Raw genomic sequence first — 23729 nt, forward strand, 5'->3', positions numbered from 1 at the left:
ACAGAAAATGTTGAACGATTCTTTTATTCAAATTTTGATTTTTGCAGGCATTGCACTTGCTGCACTTATTTTTATTGGGGTGATCATTGCCCGTTTATACAAACGTTCAAGCAAAGAAGTTTCATTTGTAAGAACAGGCTTCGGTGGTGAAAAAGTCATTTTGGGTGGTGGTGCGATTGTTCTACCTGTTTTACATGAAGTTATTCCAGTCAATATGAATACACTTCGTTTAGAAGTAAAACGTGCTGCAGACCAAGCCCTGATTACACGTGACCGTATGCGCGTCGATGTTATGGCTGAATTCTATGTCCGTGTAAAACCAACAGCTGAATCTATTGCGACTGCTGCACAAACACTGGGTCAAAAAACCATGTCTCCTCAAGAATTGAAAGATTTGGTGGAAGGTAAATTTGTTGACTCATTACGTGCTGTTGCGGCTGAAATGGCAATGGAAGAACTGCATGAAAAACGTGTCGACTTTGTGCAAAAAGTTCAGCAAGTGGTCTCAGAGGATTTGTTCAAAAATGGTTTAGAGCTTGAAACCGTGTCATTAACAGGTTTAGATCAAACTAGCTTTAAGTTCTTCAACCCTCAGAATGCCTTTGATGCTGAAGGTTTAACTAAACTGACTGAAACGATCGAAGACCGTCGTAAGAAACGTAATGACATCGAACAAGATGCTGATCTAGCGATTAAAACTAAAAACTTGCAGGCAGAACAAGCACGTTTACAAATCCTTCGTGAAGAAGAATATGCAAAAATGCAGCAAGAGCGTGAGATTTCTATTCGTAAAGCAGAGCAATTGGCAGAAATAGCGACACAAGAAGCGGCGAAAAAGCGTGAAGCTGAAGAAGCTCAAATTGCAGCTCAACGTGAAATTGAACTGAAACGCATTACTGCAGCACGTGATGTTGAAAATCAAAATATTCAAAAATCACAAATTATTGAACAAGCGCAAGTTGAACAGAAGAAAACTATTGAATTGGCTGAACAAGATCGTGCAATTGCTATTGCTGAAAAATCTCGCGCTGAGTCAGAAGCGAAAGCATTGGCTGATCAAGCACGTGCGCAAGCTGTAAAAGCCGAAGAAGAAGTTGTGACTGTTCGTGAAACTCAACGTGCAGAGCGTTTAAAAGCCGTTGAATTGGTTGCGGCTAAACAGGCTGCTGAGACTGATGCGATTGCTATTACTGTTGCTGCCGCTGCATCAAAACAAGCTGCTGCAGATGAAGCTGAAGCTGTTCGTATTAGTGCCGAAGCTGAGGCTGAAAAACAACGCTTAAAAGCCAAAGGTGAATCTGATGCTAAAATTCTTCTTGCACAAGCGCAAGAGAAGCAATATCAAGTTGATGCTGAAGGTACGCGCGCAGTCAATGAAGCAAATAACATCTTGTCTTCTGAACAGGTTGAGATGCAAATTCGCTTGGCATTATTGAAATACTTGCCTGAAATTATCCGTGAAAGCGTCAAACCAATGGAAAACATTGATGATATTAAAATTCTTCAAGTTAATGGTCTTGGTGGATTAGGTGGAAGTGCCGCTTCAGCAGGTGAAGGTGCTGATCAAGGTCAAGTTGCACTCTCTGATCAAGTGGTCAACAGCGCCCTACGCTATCGTTCACAAGCACCATTGATTGATAGCCTGATGAACGAATTAGGTATTCAAGGCGGTGATATCAACGGTTTAACCCAGAGTTTAAAACCGAAGTCTGAATAACATTCCTTCTAAGTAATACCTGTATTGTTAAAGCCCTTATCTAGATAAGGGCTTTTTAATGAGTTGGTGAGAAATTTATCATTCAACCATCAACCATCAAAATCTTAAGATATCCGTTCATTGCCACGTTAGCATCTTTAATCATTGTCTAATCAGTGGCGTAATCACTGTTATTCAATTTCACTCAAAATGAATAAGCTCCAGCATTTTTGAGATAAGTTATGCAAAATTAATGATTTTTATATAATTTTAGTTAACGCTAAACTAGCACAACAATAAACTAACCAAAGCATATACAGAGCCATATCCATGATTCTCGCCCAAGATAGTATGAAGATAAAGATTATGGCCATTTCATTTCAATATTCACTTTATGATCAAAATGCATTTTCTCCAGTATGACTAGCTGGCTCATCTTCATACTCGGTGCAAGTCTTGCAGGCTTTGTGCAAGGTTTAACTGGATTTGCCTTTGCACTCATAGCCATGTCTTTTTGGGTTTGGATTCTCCCACCTCAGTTGTCTGCACCATTAGTGGTATTTGCATCTCTGTGGTGTCATATTATTTCTTTAAGCCACGAGCAGAAACATGAATTTTCGGTTTCACTGGTTGCACCCTATATATTGGCAGGTTTAATTGGCATTCCTTTAGGTACCTATTTACTCGACATTGTACGTGCAGATATTTTTAAGATCATACTCGGCATATTTCTCATCATCTGGTGCCCAATCATGTATTTTGCACCACAGTTCAGTCTACTGAAAAGTGCAGGAAAAACGGCAGATGCTACGATTGGATTTGCCGGAGGGATATTGGGTGGATTGGGTGGTTTTTGCGGTGCACTCCCCTCTGCTTGGGTGATGCTGAAAAATCTGCCCAAAGCACAACAACGCTATATTTTAAGACATTTCAATTTTGCCATTCAGCTTTTTACAATTTTGGTCTATTTATATAAAGGTACGATTAATGCCTCACATTTGACCTATATCGTTATCATTCTTGTTGCAGTAAGTATTCCAGCCATATTAGGCGCACAATATTTTTATAAAATTTCAGAACGTCAATTTAAACATCTGGTACTAAGCTTGCTCTTTGCTTCTGGCTGTGTATTGGTGAGTACACAATTTCTTTAAGCATTTTATTCAGCCACTTGATATGTAAATGAATATAGTGAGTAAAATGTGCCGAATTTAGCAACAAACAGCTCTAAATCTACTCAATTTATGCAAATATCTTTAGCAAAAAAAATGAAAAACTTTAGAATATCGCCAATTATTCATTCACGCTCTTCTAAATGAAAATAGCCTTACTTTTTAGCATGTTATTCATTTTAACTGGATGTAGTCTTACAACTTCAACTGAAATAGAAAATGCGGAAGAAATCTTCACACATTTTGACTGTAAGAATATTGATAATGAGCAATTATCCCATAGTCCACTCACAGCTTTTCATGAACGAACGCTTGCCGTGAGTAAAGATCGCGCGTTGAAATATATTCAAGATTATAAATCAGGCGAGATTACAGATATTCCGATTGAAAACTTTATACAAGAGCAATATATCACCTATAAATCTGCGTGTGAGTTATTGGGCGGAGTTACTTTGCATCCAACTCATCCAACAAAATAGATTTGTGAGTGGCTGAAATAATGGGCCATCTTGCCTAAGTATTTCATTTATTGAATTTTAATTTTTATAACCCTTTGAAATAATAAAATTTAACCATTAAATAAATATAAATTTACAGTTTATATCCACTACACATTCTCATTTCCTACTAGAACTCATATATTAGAGAAAAATAAAACCTTAATCATGTGATAAGAGTAATAAAATGAAATCAAATAGATACTTGAGTTTTATATTCATTATTTTAAGTTCTTTAACACTTGTAGCTTGTAATGATGATGACAAATCCGATAACACATCAAATCCATCTATAAATAATACTCCACCCTCTTCTACGGCACCTAATGTTCCTGAGTATATCATCAGTGAAAATTATCAGCTTGATCAAACCTATCTTTCACCAAACCAAGATGCTCGGCAAATGATGCTGGTATTACACTATACAGCCATTCCGCTTGAGGAAACTTTACGTCGCTTTATGAGTGAAGAATACGCTGTGAGTAGCCATTATTTAATTCCTGAGCAGGCTCAGAATTCTAAGTTTATTGTATACAACCTTGTTCCAGATGATAAACGTGCTTGGCATTCAGGAACTAGTTATTGGCAAGGCAATCGAAATCTAAACCCATCAAGCATTGGTATTGAAATTGTCAATCTGGGCTTTCCTGAAACGGATGAATTGGTTCCGCTGATGCAACGACGCTGGTATCCATACGCATCAAAACAACAAATTGAAGTTCTTGCTGAAGTCATCAAAAAAATTGTTAACAAATATCAAATTACACCATCACGTATTATTGGGCATAGCGATATAGCACCTGGCCGAAAATTCGATCCAGGTCCTTTATTTCCTTGGGAGCAATTGTACCGAGAGCATGGTATAGGTGCTTGGTATGATGATGAAACCGTCAATTTTTACCGACTTTATTTCCCTTGGAAAGACGATGTTCAATCATTGCAAAGCAAACTTGCAGCATATGGCTATGATGTACCACAAAATGGCATTTATGATGATGATACTAAAAACGCTGTATCTGCATTTCAAATGCATTTTTACCCTAAAAAATATGATGGTATAGCCGATGTGGAAACTATTGCTCGTTTAGATGCACTGTTGGAAAAATACCGCGGTCAACAACGTCCAACACTCTAAATGAAAAATTTGAATATTAATTTAAATATGATAGAAGACTTGATCTTATAGTAGGATCAAGTCTTTTGTGCTCAATGACCTTATTTGCTCAAATAACGTGTATCAACACTATATAAGTTTTCAAATTTAGGCGTAATATTGGCATAAAATTGCATTATTTCAGCCATGTCTTTTTGCATATCGCCAGTAGGATAAATAATTTTGCCTACCCCTGTTTTTTTCTTTGCATAATCCATATATGCCAACGCGATCGGAACGTTTGCTTTCAGCGCAATATGGTAAAAACCTGTTTTCCATTGCTCTTGTTTAGCACGAGTTCCTTCTGGAGTAATGAGCATTACCAGTTTCGGATGCGTTTCAAACAATTCAGCCATTACATCCACCATGCTCGGACGCTCTTCACCTGGTTTTTTTGGACGACGATTAATCCCTATTCCACCCAAAGCACGAACAAATGGTCTAAAGGGAAATTTCATATAACTGTCTTTAATGGTCAGACGTACATTTACCCCTAATGCTTTTAGTGCCAATCGTGCATACAGTGCATCCCAATTACTGGTATGAGGCGCTGCCAGCATAACGCATTGATCTAAGTCTAATGGCCAGTGATTATCAATTTCCCACCCCATTAACCCCAAACTTTGTTCAGCTAATTTTTCGAACATTAATGACCCACTCATTCAAAAGGTGCAAAGTTTATCAGCTCTTAAATAAAAATATTAAATAAATGAATATTATAGATGACTCACGAGATTTTTTTTATTTGCAATATCAATTCAAACTACAATTTTTTGAATAGATATCAAACTTCTTTATGAGTTTGAGTGATTCAAAAAAGTAAAATATAAGCGATAAATTTAAAAGCAGAACCACCGTTAGACTGCTTCTTGTCGCATTTAATTACATGATCACGCTGTTTTATTTTTCTAGAACTTTTATTGTATGAGATTAAGCATTTGAGCTTAATCAATGACAATGAATAATTTAGGTGATTTATGAAAAAAACAACACTTACACTCGCACTTTTAGCAATCATATTAAGTGCGTGTAGCAAACCTAAACCAGAAAACTCGACTGAGTCGACTCCACCTAATGAAGTTACTGCAACCCAACCAGCTGCACCAGAAACACCAGCAAGTTCAAGTGCACTCGTTGTTGGTGAAAACACTGAAAATTCACTTGACTGGAATGGTGAATATGAAGGCGTACTGCCATGTGCGGATTGTGAAGGAATTAAGACAGAGCTTGAGTTAAAAAATGATAAAACCTATGAGCTCAGTGAAGAGTATCTCGGTAAAGGCAAAGGAAATGAACATAAGGTTAAAGGTACATTTAAATTTGACAGCGAAAATTCATCTATTATTGTTTTGGACCAAGCTGGAGATAACCGTAAATACTTTATTGGGGAAGGTTTTGCAGAAGCCCGTGCTGTAGAAACAGGTGAAGCAATTACTGGCCCACTTGCTGCGCACTATAAATTAAAGAAACAACCTTAGTTTTAAAAAAGATCTCGACAAGGCAATAGCCCTGATCATCAATTCATAACTGATTTGTGTTGTCTTAACCTATAACACAACCAATGGATGAAATATCAAAAGATCTTAATAAAAAAACCCTGCTTTCGCAGGGTTTTTTGAATCACTTCAGTGCTTAGTGAGCAGAGAATTGGTTCATTGTGTTTTTAGAGTCATCACCAGCTTTCAATGCATTGTCACCAGCGAAGATTTCTTTGTGATCATCACCAATGTCAGAACCAGCCATTGCTTGGTGTTTAACACATGCGATACCACCGCGGATTTCTTTACGTTGTACGCCAGCAACATAAGCCAACATACCTTCAGAACCGAAGTAACCTTGAGCAAGCTCATGAGTAGAAAGCGCAGCTGTGTGGTATGTAGGAAGTGTGATCAAGTGATGGAACACACCCGCTTCACGTGCAGCATCTGCTTGGAATGTACGTACTTTGTCGTCTGCTTCAGCAGCCAATTCAGTGTTGTCGTACTCAGCGCTCATTAATTTAGCACGATCGTAAGCAGACACGTCTTTACCTTCAGCAACCCAACGATCGTAAGCTTGTTGACGGAAGTTTAATGTCCAGTTGAATGATGGCGAGTTGTTGTAAACAAGTTTCGCATTTGGAATAGTTTCACGTACACGGTTAACCATGTGAGCGATTTCAGCAACGTTTGGCGTAGCAGTTTCGATCCAAAGGAGGTCAGCACCGTTTTGTAAGCTGGTTACACAGTCAAGTACAACGCGGTCGATTTGAGTACCTTCACGGAACTGGTACAAACCAGAAGCAAGACGCTTAGGACGGTGTAATTTACCATCACGTTTGATCAGGATTTCATCTTCTTGCGCTTCTGAAATGTCGATTTCAGTTGTGTCTAAGTAGCTGATGTATTGAGAAGCGATGTCGCCTGGCTCTTTAACCACTGGGATTTTTTGAGTCAAGTCAGCGCCTTCAGAGTCAGTACGCGCAACGATGATACCGTCATCAAGACCCATTTCTAAGAATGCATAACGTAATGCATGGATTTTAGCGATGAAGTCTTCGTGTGGAACAGTTACTTTACCTGCTTGGTGACCACATTGTTTCGCATCAGAAACTTGGTTTTCGATTTGAAGTGCACAAGCACCCGCTTCGATCATTTTCTTAGCCAACAAATAAGTTGCTTCTTCGTTACCGAAACCAGCATCGATATCCGCAATAATTGGCACAACGTGAGTTTGGAAGTTGTCGATTTGTGAAGTGATTTCAGCCGCTTTAGCTGTATCGCCAGCTTCTTGAGCTTTTTTAAGCGCACGGAAAAGATCGTTTAGTTCTTTCGCATCAGCTTGACGTAAGAAAGTGTAGATTTCTTCGATCAATGCAGGTACTGAAGTTTTTTCATGCATAGATTGGTCAGGAAGTGGACCAAATTCAGAACGAAGTGCTGCAACCATCCAACCAGATAAGTAGATGTAGCGACGTTCAGTTGTACCGAAGTATTTTTTGTTCGCAATCATTTTTTGTTGTGCGATGAAACCGTGCCAGCAACCTAATGATTGAGTGTATTTGCTAGAGTCAGCATCATATGCTGCCATATCACGACGCATAATTGCAGCTGTGTATTTCGCAATGTCTAAACCAGTTTTGAAACGGTTTTGTAATTGCATACGTGCAGCATCTTCAGGAGAGATGTCCGCCCAAGTGTTACCGAATTTAGCTTTTAATTCGCGGATTGCATCAATCGCTGTTTGGTATGTAGTCATGATATTTTACCCTGTATATAATTTTAGGATTTATCAATCGAAGGTTAAATCAACTCGGAATTAGTTGTTCAGATTTAGAGCACTTCGTTGCTATGAACCTAGCTTAGTTTGAGTCCAATAATTAATCCAATATTCTGCGCTAATTTTCGATATTTATTTAAGAAATATGTAGATCAAAGTCGTATTATATTCCATTTGATTTATTATAAATTATTGTTTTTTATATATTTATTAAATTCACCACTCGGCTGTTTTTTACACATTTTGTATAGAATTAATGCATTAGACTTAAGTCTTGAGTGATTTACAACAGTCATTTTGCATGGTCTAAGCATAAATAAATCCATTCTTTGTACTGGTTTTAGGGTAAATGCTTGATTGTTTGTATGTTTATTTATTCTGCTATATCACATATAGAAATATCCAGCTGTGAAATATTTTTTTTTGAATAGTGTTAGAATCAAATTGAGCTTTTTATACTGCTTTGTAATCGATGACGCGTTGGTTAACGATTACGTAAATTTACCAATTCCAACGCAATTCCGCTGTAATTTGCATCACTTTTTCACACAAAAGCATTTGCTTATGGCATAATCCCTGTTGATTTCAAAAATTTATTCTCGGTATTTTTTTTATGAATCTGGAGAGGGTTGATCTCAACCTATTAATTTACCTTGACGTATTATTACGTGAAAAAAACGTAACTCGTGCCGCAGAACAACTGGGTGTCACCCAACCTGCGATGAGTAACATCCTAAGACGTCTACGTAACTTATTTAATGATCCTCTGCTCATTCGTTCTTCTGAGGGCATGACCCCAACAGAACGCGCTCTGGAATTACAACCTCGAATCCGTGATGCTTTATCTGATCTTTCCATGATCTTAGAGCCACGCACAGAATTTCGACCTTATACGTCTAATCGTGTTTTCCGCATTATGACGTCTGATTATGCTGAAGCAACGTTAGTTCCTCGTTTAGTGAAAGCATTAAGGTCAGAAGCTCCCAACGTCGTACTGGATTTCTTAACACCAAGTGATGTGTCTTATCGAGACATGGAACAAGGTAAAGTCGATCTTGCGATTAACCGCTTCAATGAAATCCCACAAAGTTTTCACCAAGTTTTGGTTTGGCGAGACAGTTTTTCTTGTTTGCTCAATCAAAAACACCCCGCAGTCAATAACCTCAACTTAAAAAGTTATTTAGATGCTCAACATATTTGGGTCTCTAAAACAGGTATGGGTGTCGGTTTTGGTGTGAACCCTGAAAAACAAGCTGGCTTAGGCTGGATTGATCAAGCTTTAGAACGTATTGGGCAAAAACGTAAAATCTCAGTGTTCACTCGTCATTATCAAATGCCTGGATTATTGGCATCGAATGTTGACTTGATTGCTACATTGCCTTCACGTATCGCTCGTTTACAAGCAAAAAGCCAAAACTTAATGATTAAAGACCCACCTTTTTATATTCCTGAATTTGAATTAAAAATGGCTTGGTGTCCTCTGCTTCATCATCATCCTGCACATCGTTGGTTAAGACAATTGATCTTATATGTTGCGCGTCAAATGATTGAAGAAGAAAATCGTGAATTTTTGTCTAATAATAATGCGCAAGTGTCACATTTTTAATCATACTTGACTTATTTTTTTACAATTTTCAGTTTAGCGCTATAATAGAAAGGTAGTGGATTAATTCACTACCTTTCTTGTTTTTATGTTACAACTTTCATAATAATTTCAAACTAAAGGTGTTTTGTGAGTCTCTTTCAGAATATCGTGATTATCATTCTTTTGATTGCTGGTGCTGGCTTTCTCTCATTGAGTGAGATTGCACTTGCGGGATCACGTAAAGTTAAGTTAAAAATTTTAGCTGAATCAGGAGATGACCGCGCACAAAAAGTTTTAGATCTTCAAGAAAATTCAGCTAATTTTTTTGCGGCATCACAAATTGGCTTAAACGCTGTTGCCATTCTCGGTGGTATTTTAGGTGAAGGCGCTTTTCGTCCATACTTTTACAATATGGTCACGAATTTTTATCAAGGACCATGGGCTGAAACCATTAGTTTTACCCTTTCCTTTACCTTAGTAACTTCCCTATTCATTTTATTCGCAGACTTAATGCCAAAACGTTTGGCCATGATTGCACCTGAAAAAATTTCAGTTTCAGTAATCAAACCTATTCATGTGTTTATTGCGATTTGTCGTCCTTTATCGTGGTTTATTAACGCCATTGCAAACTTGCTTTTCCGTCTATTTAAAGTCAATACCACTCGCGATGACAACATCACTTTTGACGATATCTCTGCGGTCATGGATGCAGGTGCTCAAGCAGGCGTATTACAAAAACAAGAACATCATTTTATTGAAAATGTATTTGAGCTTGAAGAACGTAATGTTCCCTCGAGTATGACCACACGTGAAAATGTGGTTTATTTCACCTTGAATGAATCTGAAGAAAGTATTCGTCAAAAACTGGCTGAATACCCTTACTCAAAATTTTTAGTGTGTAGTGAAAACATTGATGATGTCATTGGTTACGTCGATGCCAAGGATATTTTAGTTCGTATTCTCAAAAATCAGTCCTTACTTCAATTGAATGAAAGCACAATTCGTAATGTATTAACCATTCCAGATACATTAACTCTTTCTGAATTGTTGGATCGCTTCCGCTCGAGCAAAGAAAAATTTGCCGTAGTGTTCAACGAATATGCGCTTGTCGTAGGTGTCATTACGCTGTCAGACATCATGATCACCGTGATGGGTGATTGGGTGACTCCTACTGATGAAGATGTTCAAATCATTAAGCGTGATGCCAATTCTTGGTTGATTGATGGGAGTACCCCAATTGAAGACCTAAAGCATGCTTTAGCCATTGATGAAATGCCAGATGATGAAAATTATGAAACTGTTGCCGGTTTTATGATGTATAAGCTCCGAAAAATTCCACGCCCTGCAGATACCGTAATCTTTGGTGGATATAAATTTGAAGTGGTCGATGTGGATCATTTTAAAATTGACCAATTATTGGTGACACGATTGCTTGAACAAAAAGACGAAGTCGACAATCCTGCCGAGTCTTAAGTCGAATTTTGGTACAAAAAAACCCTTCACTCGAAGGGTTTTTTAAACAGTTTTAAAAAGTGATCACGTTAATCACCAAACATTTAATGTCCCAACATTTGATAGCAATTGGAAGCGGATGACTAAATACTCTGTTAAAGCCGTTGAATATTTCATCTTCGATTCAGTTAATAAATTTTGTGCATTTATCAGCTCTAAGATATTACCCACACCTGCCTTATAGCGACCTTGAGATACTGAGTAAGACTGTTCAGCACTAGAACTGAGAACTTTTAAAGCGTTGATATTTTCAATTGAGGCTTGCAACAAGTTATAGTTCTTCCATACGTCTTGTGCAATTTGTTGCTCAATTTTTTCTTTTTCCACATATTTTTGTTGTAACAATTGTCTTGCTTCAACCACTTTATTTTTACGATTAAAACCATCAAAAATTGGGAAGTTTAACTGCAATCCTGTTTGCATTTGTTGTGTGGTGTATGCATAACTGCCCTCACCATCTTGCGTTGAATTATCAAAATTCGATACAAATGAAATGGTCGGATATCGGGTTCTTTCTACCGATTTAACTTTATGTTGCGCAGCATTAATCGCGTATTGCGACTGCTTTAATTGCGGATTTGTTTTACCCGCCGCAGTTAACAGTTCTTGAATGGGTTTTAAATCTATCAGTTCAATCTCTTTTAGCGAGTTAGATTGAACGTTAAAGTTTTGATAAGCCATGTTACCCATGACTGCAGCTAAATTACCCTTAGCAACCTTTAAATCACCATTTAGTTTGATCAAATCTGATTTTGCTTTTACCCAATTGGCATGCATTTGTAATTGATCAGAACGAATACCTGCTCCAGCATTGTAACGTGCTGATGCAATGTCATAATTCTTCTTTGCAAAAGATTCAAGTTGTTTCGCATTATCTATCTGCACTTCAACCTTCAACACTTCATAATAAGCTTGAATGGCTTGCAGCATAACAGTTTGAAGCACATAATCTTGTTGTGCGAATGACATTGCCAACAGATTTTCAGATTCTTTTAAAAGTTGTTTTCGACTACCAAAATCATAGAGTAACCACGTCGCTTGTACCGCAACGCCATATTTTTTGATTTTACTGTCATAAGTCAAAAGGTCGGTATTTTTGTACTGTGTATTACTCTTACCCTTTATATAGTCAGCCGTAGCACTGACTTGTGGATAATATTGAGACTGCACCATTTTCTCTTGTGCCGCGCGAATTTTCGTCTCAATCCATGCATTTTTCGTATCAGGATTATTACAAATCGCTCGCTCAATGGCTGCCATTAATTCTAAGTTATTACCTGAATTTAAAGTCCCACTCGATAAACAGTTAACCTTACCAATTTGATCACGTGTTTCAAGCTTTGGATTTGCTTCCCCCAATATCACATCAGGTACTGTTAATTTAGGATCTGGCTGTGGCGAATTTGATTTTGCTTTAGATTTCTTTTTATTCGCTTGAATTGTTTTAGGCGATTTATTTTGAACACCATTCACCGAATCTAATGTTGCTAAAACAACGGGTTCATCAGATCTAACTTTAGGTGTAGGCTCTAGCAATTGTCGATTTGCAACACGGGTTGAGGTGGTTTTCGGTGGTTGCTGATTTTCAGCATTCAGCGATGAACTTAAATTTGTATTTGAATTGGGAATTGCAATTGTTTGCACTTGTTCTTGCTGAATTTGTGGTGACTTCTCATCCCCCGTAATATTTGCAAAACGGGTGACATTACTGGAAATTTTGGCGTTATCTTTAGATTTAAGGGTATTGTTTAAATCATCTAACTTAGTAACCGACTTTTTCTTTGCCTTAGCTTTGGTCTTGGCTACTTTTGTAGCATTTTGGGAACTAGCGCTCGCTAACGATTGAACTGGTGCTCTTGAAATAGAGATACTCGTAGCAGGAATATCTTTGACGGAGCGAGGTGTGATGATTTGTCCAGATTGATCATCAACAACTTTAAATGCCGATGCCGAATTTAATTGAGCTTGATTAATATAACTCGCATCTCCCGTTGAAGCATTTGCGTTCACATCGTTTTGTGGCTTTGCTATTTTTTTTGCTGCAGCTGACGTTTTTTTGGTTTTTGTGTTTTTTCTGGTTTTGGATGTTTTAGCTGTATGACTTTGAGTCTCAGATTGACTATTTGTACTTTCTGAAATGCCAGGTGTATACGCCCAATTGTCTGCCCGTATTGCTCTTTCAGCAGACATGGTGTCTGCTGATTGAAGATTTCTACTGGTCAGATTTTTATTTTTAGGCAAATTCTTGCTTTCAAGTGAAACACACGCTGTATTCAAACACATACAGACAAGTGGAAATACAATATAACCTTTCTTTACTGGATTCATGATGTTTTAACATCCTTCACAAGTACATCTTGCGCAACCACACCATCTTGCAATGCAATAATACGATCTGCCGATGCAATGGTTTCTGGGCGGTGGGCAATAAGAATTCGTGTAATATTTAATTGCTTAATTTTTTCATTTACTTCATGTTCCTTTTGAACATCTAAATGGCTGGTTGCTTCATCCATGAATAAAATTTTCGGTTTTTTATACAAGGCACGGGCCAATAATATTCGTTGCTTTTGACCACCAGACAACATATTACCAATGTCACCGACCAAAGTCTGATACCCCATTGGCATCATCATAATATCTTGATGGACTGCAGCAATATCTGCACATTTCTCAACCCACTCTTGATCGGGTTTATCATCAAAGAAATTGATATTATCTGCAATTGAGCCTGCAAAGAGCACATCATCTTGTAGGACCGTTGCCACTTGATCACGAATAGCATTTAATCCGAGTTTTTCAATATTTTTCCCCATCACCTCAATTTCGCCTTCATTTTGTGGGAATACCCCAAGAAGCACATGAAGTAAGGTGGTCTTACCGCAACCCGTTGGACCGACAATGGCAACTGATTGGTTGACAGGAATCTGGAAATTCACCCCTTTGAGAACATAAGGATCATTTTCAGAATATTTAAATTTCAGATTCTTCACACTAATAGCAAATTCAGTATTTTCAGCTGCAGCGTGATCGACCTCACCAAACAGTTTTTCTGGTTCCGTCAAAACGATGTCAGATAGACGTTCGACATCGATTTGCAACATTTTCAATTGAACATATTTATCAATTAAGCCTGCAACACGTCCATCGAATTGGTTTTTGTAGGCAATGAATGCCATCAGTGCACCGACTGTGAAATTACCATCAAGGACTAAACTTGCCCCCATCCATACAATGATAATATTTTCAAAACCAAACAATGTGCCATTGGCTAAACGGAAACCCAAACCTAATTTTTGCGTGGTTAAATCTGCATTAATTTGATTGACCAAAAGACTGAGCCATGTTGAACGTCGCACTTCTTGGCGCTGAAACAGTTTAATGGTTTTTGCACCACGTACTGTTTCCATAAAATGACTGCTTTGCTTGGCTGCATGAATAATTTGAGCTTCAGTAGCACGGCGTAAAGGTGAATACCAAATCCAACGAATAATCCCGTATATCACCATCGTTATAATTGCAACTAAAGCCAATTTCGGGCTATAGATGAACATTAGAATTAAGGTAAATACAGTCATCAAACCATCTAAAATGGCTTCTAAGAAGGTCGTGGTTAGGGTCTGTTGAATATTACCAATTGAACCAAAACGAGAAACCACATCACCCAGCGAGCGTCTTTCAAAATAAGATACGGGTACATTAATTAAATGGTTAAATACATTGGCTTGCCATTGCACACTTAAGTGCGTGCTCATATACATCATGATCCATGAGCGTAATAAGCTGATAAACTGTTGTAATAGCATCAGCATACCAAAGCCAATTGCAAGAATCGTCAGCAAGTCCCGATCTGCCGAAACAATCACATGGTCAATCACCCATTGCATGAAAAATGGGCTAACCAATGAAAATACTTCTAAGACCAGTGCAAGGACTAAAACTTGACCTAAAGATTTCCAAAGACCTTTAATACGTCCAAACAACCCTGAGAGTTGTATATGATTTTTTTCTTCTTTTTTCTCAAAATTTGTATTTGGCCAAAGCTCTAGTGCAACACCTGTAAAGTGCTTGGACACTTCCTGCATAGTCATATGGCGTTTACCAAATGCAGGATCTAGAATTACAACTTTATTTCCACTGACACTTTCTAAAACCACAAAATGGTTAAAATCCCAATGCAAAATACAGGGGGTTTTTAACTGATCTAACTCTGTTAAATCTAATTTTAATGGTCGTGTAACCATGTTTAATTGGTTACTGATAGAAATCAGTTGGGCTAAATTACTGCCCTTTTGAGAGATTGAAAAGCGTCGTCTTAAGGTAAGTAAATCTGACTCATAACCATGATAATGCGCAATCATGGTTATACATGCCAGTCCGCATTCCGTAGCTTCTGTCTGTAGTATCGTAGGAATCTTTTTCGTTAAACCAAACGACAACTTATCTGTAAATTTCATTGGTATCCTATATTCTTATATTTTTCCAGAAATGCTATAGAGCGGTTCAAGCACCCATTCATAGAGCTTTCTTTTTTCTTGTAAGATATCAGCTTCAAAAGCCATACCAACTTTAAATGGTCTTGATTCACCATAAACTTTTATATCTTGGCTCGCCAATTTCACTTTAACCAAATAGATCGCATCGTTTTGCTGTGCTTCACCTGCTTGACTCAGTTCACCCATGCTCATCAGCTCTTGTGAATTCATGGTTGTATCTGAGATCGAAATAATTTCGCCATTCACTTGTCCAAATTTTTGATAAGGAAATGCTTGGAAACGCAGTTTTACAGGTTGCCCTTTTTTGATAAAGCCAATTGCGGAACTTGGTACATACAAGTGTGCATATAGCGTAGATTTCTCTGGAACAATATTGAGTAAAGGAACATTTTGTGAAACTTGTTGACCAATTTGAGCATTGATGGAGGCGACTACCCCAGTTCCATTGGCCTTAATCACCAAACTGTTTTTTGCTTTATTTTCAATAAGTTCTTGTCTATTTGTTGCAATTTGACGGTCTAAATTCGACAAATCTGTAGACAATTTACTGGATAAACTTTTTAAAAAGATTCGCTTATTGGCAAGCTCAGATTGCTTCGCAATTTTTTCTCGTTCATAACTTTGTAGCCGAAGTTTTTGATCAAGATAAGCATCTTGTTTTAATTGAAAATCTTCAGTCGATATATAATCTTTATTTCTGAGTTCTTGATAACGATCTACATTTTGTTTTGCCAAGTGCAAACGTTGTTTTTGCTCTTCCAGCAGCATATTGAGCTTATCAATCTCAAGACTTAAAGCTGAAATTTCGCTTTCAGTTTGGCTGTAGGTATTTTGATGCAGATCTAAAGACTTTTGCTTATCTGAATCTAAAGTTCCTTGCTTAATATTTATCTGTTGTTCTAAAGATTGGTTATAGTTTCCTGAATCACTGAATCTTGTCAGCGAAACGGCATAAAGAGGTTGATCTTTTTTGACTGTTTGCCCTTCTTTTACAAATTTTTCAGTCACGATACCGCCTTCCTTGGCGTATACGCGAATCAGCCCCGTGTTGGGCATGAGTTGCCCCATCACGGTACTACGCTTCGTATATGATCCAAAAAATAAAAAAAGGAGCAGAATAATTGCAAAAAAAGCGGCGAAACCAGTCAAAACAGTAAACGAAAATGGACGCAAAAGTATAACGTTGCCGATCCAATTCGATTTTTGTGCTTCTAATGCATCATCTCTAAATAATTTTTTTGTCATATATAGTTGTATAAAATTTATTTTAATCTATGAGATAAAATAATAATTTTGAATTTCCCTTCATAATTAAGCGAGTATTTTCTTCAAAATAGTTGAAGTATAGATATCCAAGGCATCATATTTTTTTAACGTTTTTGCAGCTTCTGCAATCGTCAAATGATTGGGTTGACCTTGAGCATGAACCTTCGGTAATTCAGTCGTGAAGTAATCCACATTATCCCAAGGCTTAGTCCGACTATAGCCCCAACCTTTTGACCATTCAGGACGCACCAATGAATCACCTTGGTAACGATTACAAATCCATGTTTCCATTTCATTATAAAATTCGTGTGCATACGAAGTTCCTGGCAAAGTCAAAATATCAAGCCACACCGCACAATCCCATTCAGGATGATCTGGACAAGGCTTAATTGCAGACAATGCAGGAATTTGTGCATCTTTGACAATTGAGTCTTTAGGATCATCTAAACCAGTCACACGAATTTCAACCGGACCATTCATTGGGTAGCGCCCAAGTGCTTCATATTGTTCAACAAGTTTCGAATAAGCATCACAAAAATCTGCAATCACTTTTTGAACATTGTCTCGACTTGTTAAAATCGCATATCCATTTGCAGTAACGCGTAAGGTGGATGGCTTGACGTAGAGAATAAGGTTTTTTGAGGGTCCCCATAAATCGTAACTTTGTAAAGATAAATTACCGGCTGTAACGAGGGTTGTAAAAGGTGCAATAGGACTGCCATTTAAGCCCAAGGTAGAAATGGACAGTTGTAACTTACCGAATGCTGGTGTGATATAAACAGAACCTGTAGCGATTTGCTTGATCATGTCAAGCATTTGTTTGGGTAAGTTTTCAGCAAATTTATAATTAAAGGGTTCATTTACAATTTTAGCTGTGAGTGGTCTTTTCTCTTTTACAGACCACACTTTTACCCATGGATAATTGGTAAATGGGAACCAAATAGCTTCAATTCGTCCTGCTTCATCTAAAAAGTGATTGAATGTTCGACCTGCATTTTTATCTTGAGAAAATAGCTCTTTATAATGAATACTGGTAATACTCTGGCAGCGTAAATAGTGATTCTTTGATGTTTGCAGTTCAACTGACAAGATTAAGGCTTTACCTAAATTCACTAAAAAAGCACTGATCTCTGGATCATTTCTGTAGAATTTTTTTGGAGCATATTGTCCCGTATTTTCATCAAATACCAATGCTGTTAACGACACCACAAGGTTACTCACAGAACCATAGGTTTGCGCATATTCCTTTTCTTCATTTTTTGCAGGAATAGATGTGCCATGACCATCAATGGCCAGCACACCACCCAAAGTTAAATCCCCGGGTGCTGGGTAAGATGTGAATCCTCGACCATGCTCTTCCATTTTTTTAACCAAATCTTGCATTTGGATCCCAGCTTCAGCGGTCACGATACCATTTGGATCTATTGATACTTGATTTATATGCGAAGCCATATCAATTAAAACAACCTTGAGATCTTTATCCTGATCATCAAGCATCAAAGGTGACCAGTTATGAGACATACCTTTTGCACGTACTTTATAACCATTCTTAGCAGCCCAGTTTACGGTCTGAATAATTTGCTGCTGAGAAGTGGGTACTACTGTCCAAGCATCTTCATATCTCGATTCGCCAGACCAGTTTTCATATAGTCTTTTTACAATTTGAAGATCGAGTGGAAAATCTGGTAAACGCTCAGTAGGTACGGCTTGCATTGCTTTTACTGTTTGTGTCGGAATCCAAGCTGAAACCACACCTAAAGCAGCCAAACCACCCATAGTTTTTAAGAAATCACGTTTTTCTACATCGACAATTTCTTCAATCTTTTCTTTTTCTAGAGTATTGTGTTGATTAGCCATAAGAACCTGTTTTATTTAAATTTGTTTTTGGATTGGTTTTATTTAGGGACAGTTTAATTACCACAGTTGGCTGGATAGTTCATAGGATGACATAGGTTGGTTTTTGCTGTTCAGTGCTACCCAAACAATCATAAAAAACCATGAACAACATTAAAATGTACATCGAACAACGTTTTACCGAAGTGCTCACAGCCCCTAATAGCTATAAAAAATAAGAGCAACCGAAGTTGCTCCATAAAAATTGACGATTATTTAGGATTACGACCAAAAAGATAAGTTGGTAGTAACACGTAGTAGCCTTCACTCGATTCTTTTTCGTAATGGTTTTGTGATTCTGGTAAGTCCCCACCTAAAAGTCGACCTAAGCCTACTAATGTTTTTGAAGCAACAAGACCAGTTGTATCAGCAACTTGATGCACAAGACCTAAGCCTACGCCACTAAAAACTTCACCTACTGATGAAATGAGCTTGGTATTAAGCACTTGGTTAAATACATTTACGGTACCAATAAGGGTATTACCTACGAGACTCGCACCTGTAACTTGAGAGATTTCATCTTGATTTAATTCATGTAAACTCATAATTCTTTACCTTTACTTTAATTTGAATATGAAACAGCATGATAAAATTTACTTAACATTTATTTAATTTTTATTAAGCAATGCATAATATACCTGTAAATTTTCTTTCATTGAATGTTAACTAAATCACTTTTTATTGTTTTTTTGTTATTCTTATCACTATTTTTGATAAAATTATACCTAATTCAAATAATAAATACATAAATAATGCAGCAATTCCCATGGATAAGATATCAGGTGGAGTAATAAACATAGCTACAAAAAAACAACCTACAAATATATATTTACGTTGATTAGTAAGTGTTTCAATTGGAATAATATGGAAGTAGACCAAAATTAGAATAAGTAAGGGTAATTGAAAAACCAACCCCAAAATCAGAAAAAATTTAATACAAAACATTAAATATTCATTGATATCTGTCATTGGAATAACAGCTTCTGGCGCCATACCAATAAAAAAATTCAGCACGGTTGGTAAAATCGTAAAATAACCTAACCCAACGCCCGAATAGAATAAGAAGATGCTCAATGGAAAAAACAAAAAAAATACTTTCTTTTCATTTATAAACAAAGCAGATTTTATAAAACTATAAAGTTTGAAAAAAATAAAAGGCACAAGCAATGCCAAAACAACAAAGAAGACCAACTTAAATGGCGCAATAAAGGTTGATGTAATATCCGTGGCAATCATATGCGCATGAGCTGGTAACTTATGCTGAAGAGGTAAAGTAAGGAAAGTATAGATTTTTTTTGCAAAAGGCGTTAAGCATAAAAATAGTGCAAAGAAAGTCACCAATATCTGAATGAGTATTTTTCTAAACTCAGTGAAATAAACACTAAAATTCGATTTTTTTTCACCTATTGATACTTCACTCTTATTTTCAATCATTGCTTCTCTTACTATGCTCATGACATTTATTCATCATGTATTAACGACTCAATAAAAAAATTTATTCAATCATAAAATGTGATACGAATACCTTAAAAAAATATCTCTGTTGATCACTTTAAAATGAGGTATCAAATTTTTAAACATGGATACAGCATCAAGTGTTGAATAATAAATCCATTTAAAAATGGAATTTTAGGGCTAAAATCTTCAACTGGAAAATACAATTTTTCATTCAGATTTGAATTGAGCTGAGTTGTATTTCGATCCATTTTCGCAAGATATTGATCTAATTTTCTTTCTAATTCAGAAACGTATGTAATTTCCTTGCTTAGTTCACTTTTCAACTGATTTAATTCAAATTCTTTTTCTAAAGTCTGATTTAGATCTTTCTTTAAAATATCAAATTTTGCTTTAATTTTAGCAATATAGCGAATAACCTCAGGTAACTTGTCTGGACCTAGAAATACAATTGCAATAATACCTAAAAAAATAATCTCACTAAAACCAACTTCGAACATAATTAACGCTCAAGCTATTCTTTTTTATCGTTATTTTTATCATCATTCAATGCATTTTTAAAATCTTTGACGGCGCCGCCTACATCTTTACCGAAGTTTTTTAACTTGGCTGTACCAAAGATCAGTAGAATAACCACCGCGAATAGAACGATATGACCAATCGATAAACCCATCATTTTCTTTTCCTATTTATTGACTTGAATTTATTAGAAATTTCACAATTTTAGCAAGATTTTATAGCAACCATTATTAAGTTGAACTTACTAATAATCAACTATATCACATACTTTTTTGCATGTTCAAAAATTACAGAGCAAATAATCATCATTCACTCACTCATATTTTTATCCTATATATAACATTCTAATTTAATTTATTAAATTTACTATCCTATACACAACACAGAATATGTGTCTCAGTTTACATTTTAATTTATTTATTTTATAGAAATGAGTTTACTTGTAAGACAAGATCAAAACTGCAACTTAACTTTTTATTTTTAAATAATATTTTCTGAGTACATCTATGTAGATTGATCATTTTATAGCGATTATTTAGTAATTTTTCAAAACACATTAGACTGTGGACTGCAATCAATTTGCAAAAAAATATTAATTTCTCAAGGGATTGAAACATGCTCACCGTATTAGGTTTAGGCATGATTTTATGCTTTATGTATTTAATCATGACTCGTCGTTTAAGTGCTCTCGTTGCACTCACTTTAATTCCCGTCCTCTTTGCCTTAATTGCTTACGGTCTCGGTTTCTTTATAGAAGATTTAAATCACATTCAGCTCCATGAACTCGGCGAAATGATGCTAGATGGCGTTAAAAAACTCGCACCGACAGGTGTGATGCTGTTATTTGCCATACTGTATTTTGCCATCATGATCGACACTGGCCTCTTCGATCCATCCGTTAAATGGATTTTAAAAATGGTCAAAGGTGATCCACTGAAAGTCACTATTGGCACAATCACACTGACCCTCATTGTGTCTTTAGATGGTGATGGATCGACAACCTATATGATCTGTGTTGCAGCCATGCTCCCCCTCTATAAACGTTTGGGTATGAGTCCGCTCACTATGGCATTACCCCAGTTGAAATGGCGCGTGCTTCCATTGTAGGACAGCCAGTTCATTTGCTTTCACCTTTGGTGCCATCCACTTATTTATTGTGTGGTTTAGCCGCTATTGAATTGGGCCAACATAAAATTTCACCATAAAATGGGCCATTATGACCTGCCTGGTCATGATAGTTGCTGCACTTATTTTTGGTATTTTTCCTTTTTACTCCACCCTAGCTTAGCCACATCAAGATCATGATGTAAAAAAGCACCCTATTGGGTGCTTTTTTGGATATACGACATCAATGACTAAAACTTAATTGATATAACTTTAATTGCTAAAAATTAGCGACCGTACAACTCAAGTAATTTGTCTAAAGTTGCTTGATAGTGAATGCTAATGTCATCAGATAAAATTTGATAAGCATTATCAAACTGCACCATTGGCCAACCTTCTTTCCAAAATGGGAAAATATTATGCAAATCTTTAGTCACTATTGCATCTTCACGAGTAATCGCTTGAGAAATTTGCGATAACACTTGCGCTGTCTCTGCACCATCAATCGCTAGATAATCGATACCACGTGCTTTTAAAATACGAACTCGGTCTTTTTTATAGCGAATTTTTTTGGTTTGCCCTTCATTCAGACCTAATGCCAAACTCACTGCTTCAACAAATTTTTCTTCAAAAGACGTATTCAAAGCCACTAAAGCATTTTTATGTGCTTCTTGACGTCCCGCTTTGCCACCATTGCGGATAATCTCTTTCGCTTCAACATCGAGTACATCGTCTTTCATCGACTGTAAAATGTCTAAAATTTCGATATCACTTAAAGATTCAAGAGAGTGATCAGTCATGGGAGTCCTTAAAGGCAAATATAAAAGTGTATTTTCTCACAATTTCGAATTTAATTCAGAAATTAAATCTAAATTTATAACGGTTCACATTTCGACTAGACATAATCAATTCGGTTTTTCTACGACCTGAGCTGCATAATCAACTCAATACTTTATATAAATTTAATGATTTAAAGCACGAAACTTAATACAACTGGCAGGGTAAATGCAGAACACAAAATTTGTAAACTAATGACGCCAGCCATAAGTTGACTATCACCACCTAAAACTTTGGTCAAAATATAAGATGCCGATGCTGTCGGCAATGCAAAATATACGACAAAAATTTGTGTTTCTAATGCTGATAAATCCATCCAGTGACATAGCGCAAATGCGAGTGTAGGCATAATCAGGAGCTTCGAAAAGGTATTCACAATCAGTGGAAATATATCTTTTTTTAATGCCATAAATTGTAATGCTGCCCCAACGCACAATAAACCTAGTGGCAAACTACATAGCGCCAGTTGTTTCAAGAATGAATCAAACCCTACCCACAAATGAATACCCGACCCATTGAACAACGCACCAATCACACATCCTAAAATCAGCGGATTTTTAGCCAGTGAAAAAACTATACTTTTCACATCCATATTGTCCTGATTTGTGAGTGCCAGTACAGCTAAAACATTCACAACAGGTATACTCATCGCCAAAATAATAGCAAAGATAGTCATCCCTTGTTGATGAAATAATGCTGCAACAATGGCAAGCCCCATAAATGTATTAAAACGGGTATTACTCTGCATATATACGCCAAATTTTGCAGATGGAGTTCCACACACTTTCCGAATGATATAGAGCGTAATACAGGCAAGTGACAACACCAAGCCCACAACAACAAAAATGGTCTTCATTAACCCTAAATCAAGTTTTGCTGTGGCAAGGTTAGCAAATAACATGATTGGAAAAAGAATGTAATAATTCAGTTTTTCAGCACCTTGCCAAAAATCATCTGATAGAAATTCTTTTTGCTTTAAAACATAACCACTAATAATTAAGGCGATGAGTGGAAATAATGACAGTAAAATACTCTGCATAACCTTGACCTATATCACCGCAAAAATGTTGTTGTGATAATTGTTATATAAAAACATGTTCTGTGAAAAAGTCTTGTGTTGAGCTTAGTCTCTCAAGGGCTAAATTTAAGTTTTTAATATTTTAGAACAAAACCAAAACCGTTGAGAAAATACAAGATCATACACATTGAGCATAACGAATGACTGAAAAGAATACACCTTATAATATGATTTTAATCGAATGAATATTCAACATAATTCATGCTAG

19 protein-coding genes and 1 pseudogene are annotated in these 23729 nt (G+C 36.6%); 8 read left to right on the forward strand and 12 right to left on the reverse strand.

The annotated features are described in order from the left end of the window. The first annotated feature begins 7 nt into the window (after window positions 1-7). The 4 genes from G8E00_RS11855 to G8E00_RS11870 all read left to right on the forward strand — a co-directional run bounded on the left by G8E00_RS11855 (window position 8) and on the right by G8E00_RS11870 (window position 4500). Entirely contained in the window at window positions 8-1717 is a 1710-nt protein-coding gene (locus G8E00_RS11855; protein WP_166224871.1) for a flotillin family protein, read from the forward strand. Window positions 1718-2115: 398 nt separating this feature from the next. Further along, entirely contained in the window at window positions 2116-2850 is a 735-nt protein-coding gene (locus G8E00_RS11860) for a sulfite exporter TauE/SafE family protein (RefSeq protein WP_166010443.1), read from the forward strand. Between the two features lie 161 nt (window positions 2851-3011). Continuing rightward, the gene (locus G8E00_RS11865; protein ID WP_166010441.1) at window positions 3012-3347 is read left to right on the forward strand and encodes a hypothetical protein; all 336 of its coding nucleotides are present in this window, start codon (window positions 3012-3014) and stop codon (window positions 3345-3347) included. Between the two features lie 205 nt (window positions 3348-3552). After that, window positions 3553-4500 (forward strand): N-acetylmuramoyl-L-alanine amidase, encoded by a 948-nt coding sequence (locus G8E00_RS11870; RefSeq protein WP_166010439.1) that lies wholly within the window; start codon window positions 3553-3555, stop codon window positions 4498-4500. An 80-nt stretch (window positions 4501-4580) separates the two neighbouring features. Here G8E00_RS11870 and G8E00_RS11875 read toward each other — a convergent pair whose 3' ends face one another. Beyond that, on the reverse strand, window positions 4581-5165 hold the full coding sequence (locus G8E00_RS11875; RefSeq protein WP_166010437.1) for a 1-acyl-sn-glycerol-3-phosphate acyltransferase: 585 nt from the start codon (window positions 5163-5165) through the stop codon (window positions 4581-4583). Between the two features lie 330 nt (window positions 5166-5495). Between G8E00_RS11875 and G8E00_RS11880 the strand changes: the two genes are divergently transcribed. After that, a complete protein-coding gene (locus G8E00_RS11880; RefSeq protein ID WP_166010435.1) occupies window positions 5496-5996 on the forward strand; it encodes a copper resistance protein NlpE in 501 nt (166 codons plus the stop codon). 154 nt (window positions 5997-6150) lie between these two features. Here G8E00_RS11880 and G8E00_RS11885 read toward each other — a convergent pair whose 3' ends face one another. Beyond that, window positions 6151-7755, reverse strand: a complete 1605-nt coding sequence (locus G8E00_RS11885) for an isocitrate lyase (RefSeq protein ID WP_166010433.1) — start codon at window positions 7753-7755, stop codon at window positions 6151-6153. A gap of 634 nt (window positions 7756-8389) precedes the next feature. Between G8E00_RS11885 and G8E00_RS11890 the strand changes: the two genes are divergently transcribed. After that, the gene (locus G8E00_RS11890; RefSeq protein ID WP_166010431.1) at window positions 8390-9382 is read left to right on the forward strand and encodes a LysR family transcriptional regulator; all 993 of its coding nucleotides are present in this window, start codon (window positions 8390-8392) and stop codon (window positions 9380-9382) included. Window positions 9383-9508: 126 nt separating this feature from the next. Then, complete coding sequence (locus tag G8E00_RS11895) at window positions 9509-10834, forward strand: hemolysin family protein (RefSeq protein ID WP_166010429.1); 1326 nt, start codon at window positions 9509-9511, stop codon at window positions 10832-10834. Between the two features lie 72 nt (window positions 10835-10906). On the opposite strand, the gene G8E00_RS11900 is transcribed toward G8E00_RS11895, so the two are convergent. From G8E00_RS11900 to tatA, 8 genes are all read right to left on the reverse strand, one after another. Beyond that, a complete protein-coding gene (locus G8E00_RS11900) occupies window positions 10907-13201 on the reverse strand; it encodes a TolC family protein (RefSeq protein ID WP_166224874.1) in 2295 nt (764 codons plus the stop codon). Continuing rightward, window positions 13198-15330 carry a peptidase domain-containing ABC transporter gene (locus G8E00_RS11905; protein ID WP_166010425.1) on the reverse strand — a complete coding sequence of 711 codons (2133 nt, stop codon included), beginning with the start codon at window positions 15328-15330 and terminating at the stop codon, window positions 13198-13200. Before G8E00_RS11905 ends, G8E00_RS11900 begins: the two co-directional genes overlap by 4 nt. 15 nt (window positions 15331-15345) lie before the next feature. Continuing rightward, a complete protein-coding gene (locus tag G8E00_RS11910; RefSeq protein WP_166010423.1) occupies window positions 15346-16614 on the reverse strand; it encodes an HlyD family secretion protein in 1269 nt (422 codons plus the stop codon). Between the two features lie 66 nt (window positions 16615-16680). Beyond that, complete coding sequence (locus tag G8E00_RS11915; protein WP_166224877.1) at window positions 16681-18492, reverse strand: cholesterol oxidase substrate-binding domain-containing protein; 1812 nt, start codon at window positions 18490-18492, stop codon at window positions 16681-16683. Window positions 18493-18740: 248 nt separating this feature from the next. After that, on the reverse strand, window positions 18741-19073 hold the full coding sequence (locus G8E00_RS11920) for a hypothetical protein (RefSeq protein ID WP_166010419.1): 333 nt from the start codon (window positions 19071-19073) through the stop codon (window positions 18741-18743). Window positions 19074-19206: 133 nt separating this feature from the next. Continuing rightward, window positions 19207-19983: a twin-arginine translocase subunit TatC gene (gene tatC, locus G8E00_RS11925; protein ID WP_227591368.1), complete on the reverse strand. Its 777-nt coding sequence runs from the start codon at window positions 19981-19983 to the stop codon at window positions 19207-19209. Window positions 19984-20093: 110 nt separating this feature from the next. Then, window positions 20094-20483, reverse strand: coding sequence for a preprotein translocase subunit TatB (locus G8E00_RS11930; RefSeq protein ID WP_166224880.1), 390 nt, complete (start codon window positions 20481-20483; stop codon window positions 20094-20096). 14 nt (window positions 20484-20497) lie between these two features. Beyond that, a complete protein-coding gene (gene tatA, locus G8E00_RS11935) occupies window positions 20498-20659 on the reverse strand; it encodes a twin-arginine translocase TatA/TatE family subunit (protein ID WP_166010415.1) in 162 nt (53 codons plus the stop codon). Between the two features lie 458 nt (window positions 20660-21117). Between tatA and G8E00_RS11940 the strand changes: the two are divergent. After that, a pseudogene (locus G8E00_RS11940) lies at window positions 21118-21570 on the forward strand (SLC13 family permease); the annotation flags it as partial. 323 nt (window positions 21571-21893) lie between these two features. On the opposite strand, the gene G8E00_RS11945 reads toward G8E00_RS11940, so the two are convergent. Together G8E00_RS11945 and G8E00_RS11950 are read right to left on the reverse strand one after the other, a co-directional pair. Continuing rightward, entirely contained in the window at window positions 21894-22406 is a 513-nt protein-coding gene (locus G8E00_RS11945; protein WP_166224883.1) for a hypothetical protein, read from the reverse strand. Window positions 22407-22576: 170 nt separating this feature from the next. Then, window positions 22577-23482, reverse strand: coding sequence for an AEC family transporter (locus G8E00_RS11950; RefSeq protein ID WP_166224886.1), 906 nt, complete (start codon window positions 23480-23482; stop codon window positions 22577-22579). Between the last annotated feature and the right edge of the window lie 247 nt (window positions 23483-23729).

It is taken from the genome of Acinetobacter shaoyimingii, assembly GCF_011578045.1.
GTDB classification, from domain to species: Bacteria; Pseudomonadota; Gammaproteobacteria; order Pseudomonadales; family Moraxellaceae; genus Acinetobacter; species Acinetobacter shaoyimingii.

Bases quoted from the DNA above. Each gene is read 5' to 3' on its own strand.
- G8E00_RS11855 (WP_166224871.1), top strand. From the start codon at position 8: ATGTTGAACGATTCTTTTATTCAAATTTTGATTTTTGCAGGCATTGCA.
- G8E00_RS11860 (WP_166010443.1), top strand. From the start codon at position 2,116: ATGACTAGCTGGCTCATCTTCATACTCGGTGCAAGTCTTGCAGGCTTT.
- G8E00_RS11865 (WP_166010441.1), top strand. From the start codon at position 3,012: ATGAAAATAGCCTTACTTTTTAGCATGTTATTCATTTTAACTGGATGT.
- G8E00_RS11870 (WP_166010439.1), top strand. From the start codon at position 3,553: ATGAAATCAAATAGATACTTGAGTTTTATATTCATTATTTTAAGTTCT.
- G8E00_RS11875 (WP_166010437.1), bottom strand. From the start codon at position 5,165: ATGTTCGAAAAATTAGCTGAACAAAGTTTGGGGTTAATGGGGTGGGAA.
- G8E00_RS11880 (WP_166010435.1), top strand. From the start codon at position 5,496: ATGAAAAAAACAACACTTACACTCGCACTTTTAGCAATCATATTAAGT.
- G8E00_RS11885 (WP_166010433.1), bottom strand. From the start codon at position 7,755: ATGACTACATACCAAACAGCGATTGATGCAATCCGCGAATTAAAAGCT.
- G8E00_RS11890 (WP_166010431.1), top strand. From the start codon at position 8,390: ATGAATCTGGAGAGGGTTGATCTCAACCTATTAATTTACCTTGACGTA.
- G8E00_RS11900 (WP_166224874.1), bottom strand. From the start codon at position 13,201: ATGAATCCAGTAAAGAAAGGTTATATTGTATTTCCACTTGTCTGTATG.
- G8E00_RS11905 (WP_166010425.1), bottom strand. From the start codon at position 15,330: ATGAAATTTACAGATAAGTTGTCGTTTGGTTTAACGAAAAAGATTCCT.
- G8E00_RS11910 (WP_166010423.1), bottom strand. From the start codon at position 16,614: ATGACAAAAAAATTATTTAGAGATGATGCATTAGAAGCACAAAAATCG.
- G8E00_RS11915 (WP_166224877.1), bottom strand. From the start codon at position 18,492: ATGGCTAATCAACACAATACTCTAGAAAAAGAAAAGATTGAAGAAATT.
- G8E00_RS11920 (WP_166010419.1), bottom strand. From the start codon at position 19,073: ATGAGTTTACATGAATTAAATCAAGATGAAATCTCTCAAGTTACAGGT.
- tatC (WP_227591368.1), bottom strand. From the start codon at position 19,983: ATGAGCATAGTAAGAGAAGCAATGATTGAAAATAAGAGTGAAGTATCA.
- G8E00_RS11930 (WP_166224880.1), bottom strand. From the start codon at position 20,483: ATGTTCGAAGTTGGTTTTAGTGAGATTATTTTTTTAGGTATTATTGCA.
- tatA (WP_166010415.1), bottom strand. From the start codon at position 20,659: ATGATGGGTTTATCGATTGGTCATATCGTTCTATTCGCGGTGGTTATT.
- G8E00_RS11945 (WP_166224883.1), bottom strand. From the start codon at position 22,406: ATGACTGATCACTCTCTTGAATCTTTAAGTGATATCGAAATTTTAGAC.
- G8E00_RS11950 (WP_166224886.1), bottom strand. From the start codon at position 23,482: ATGCAGAGTATTTTACTGTCATTATTTCCACTCATCGCCTTAATTATT.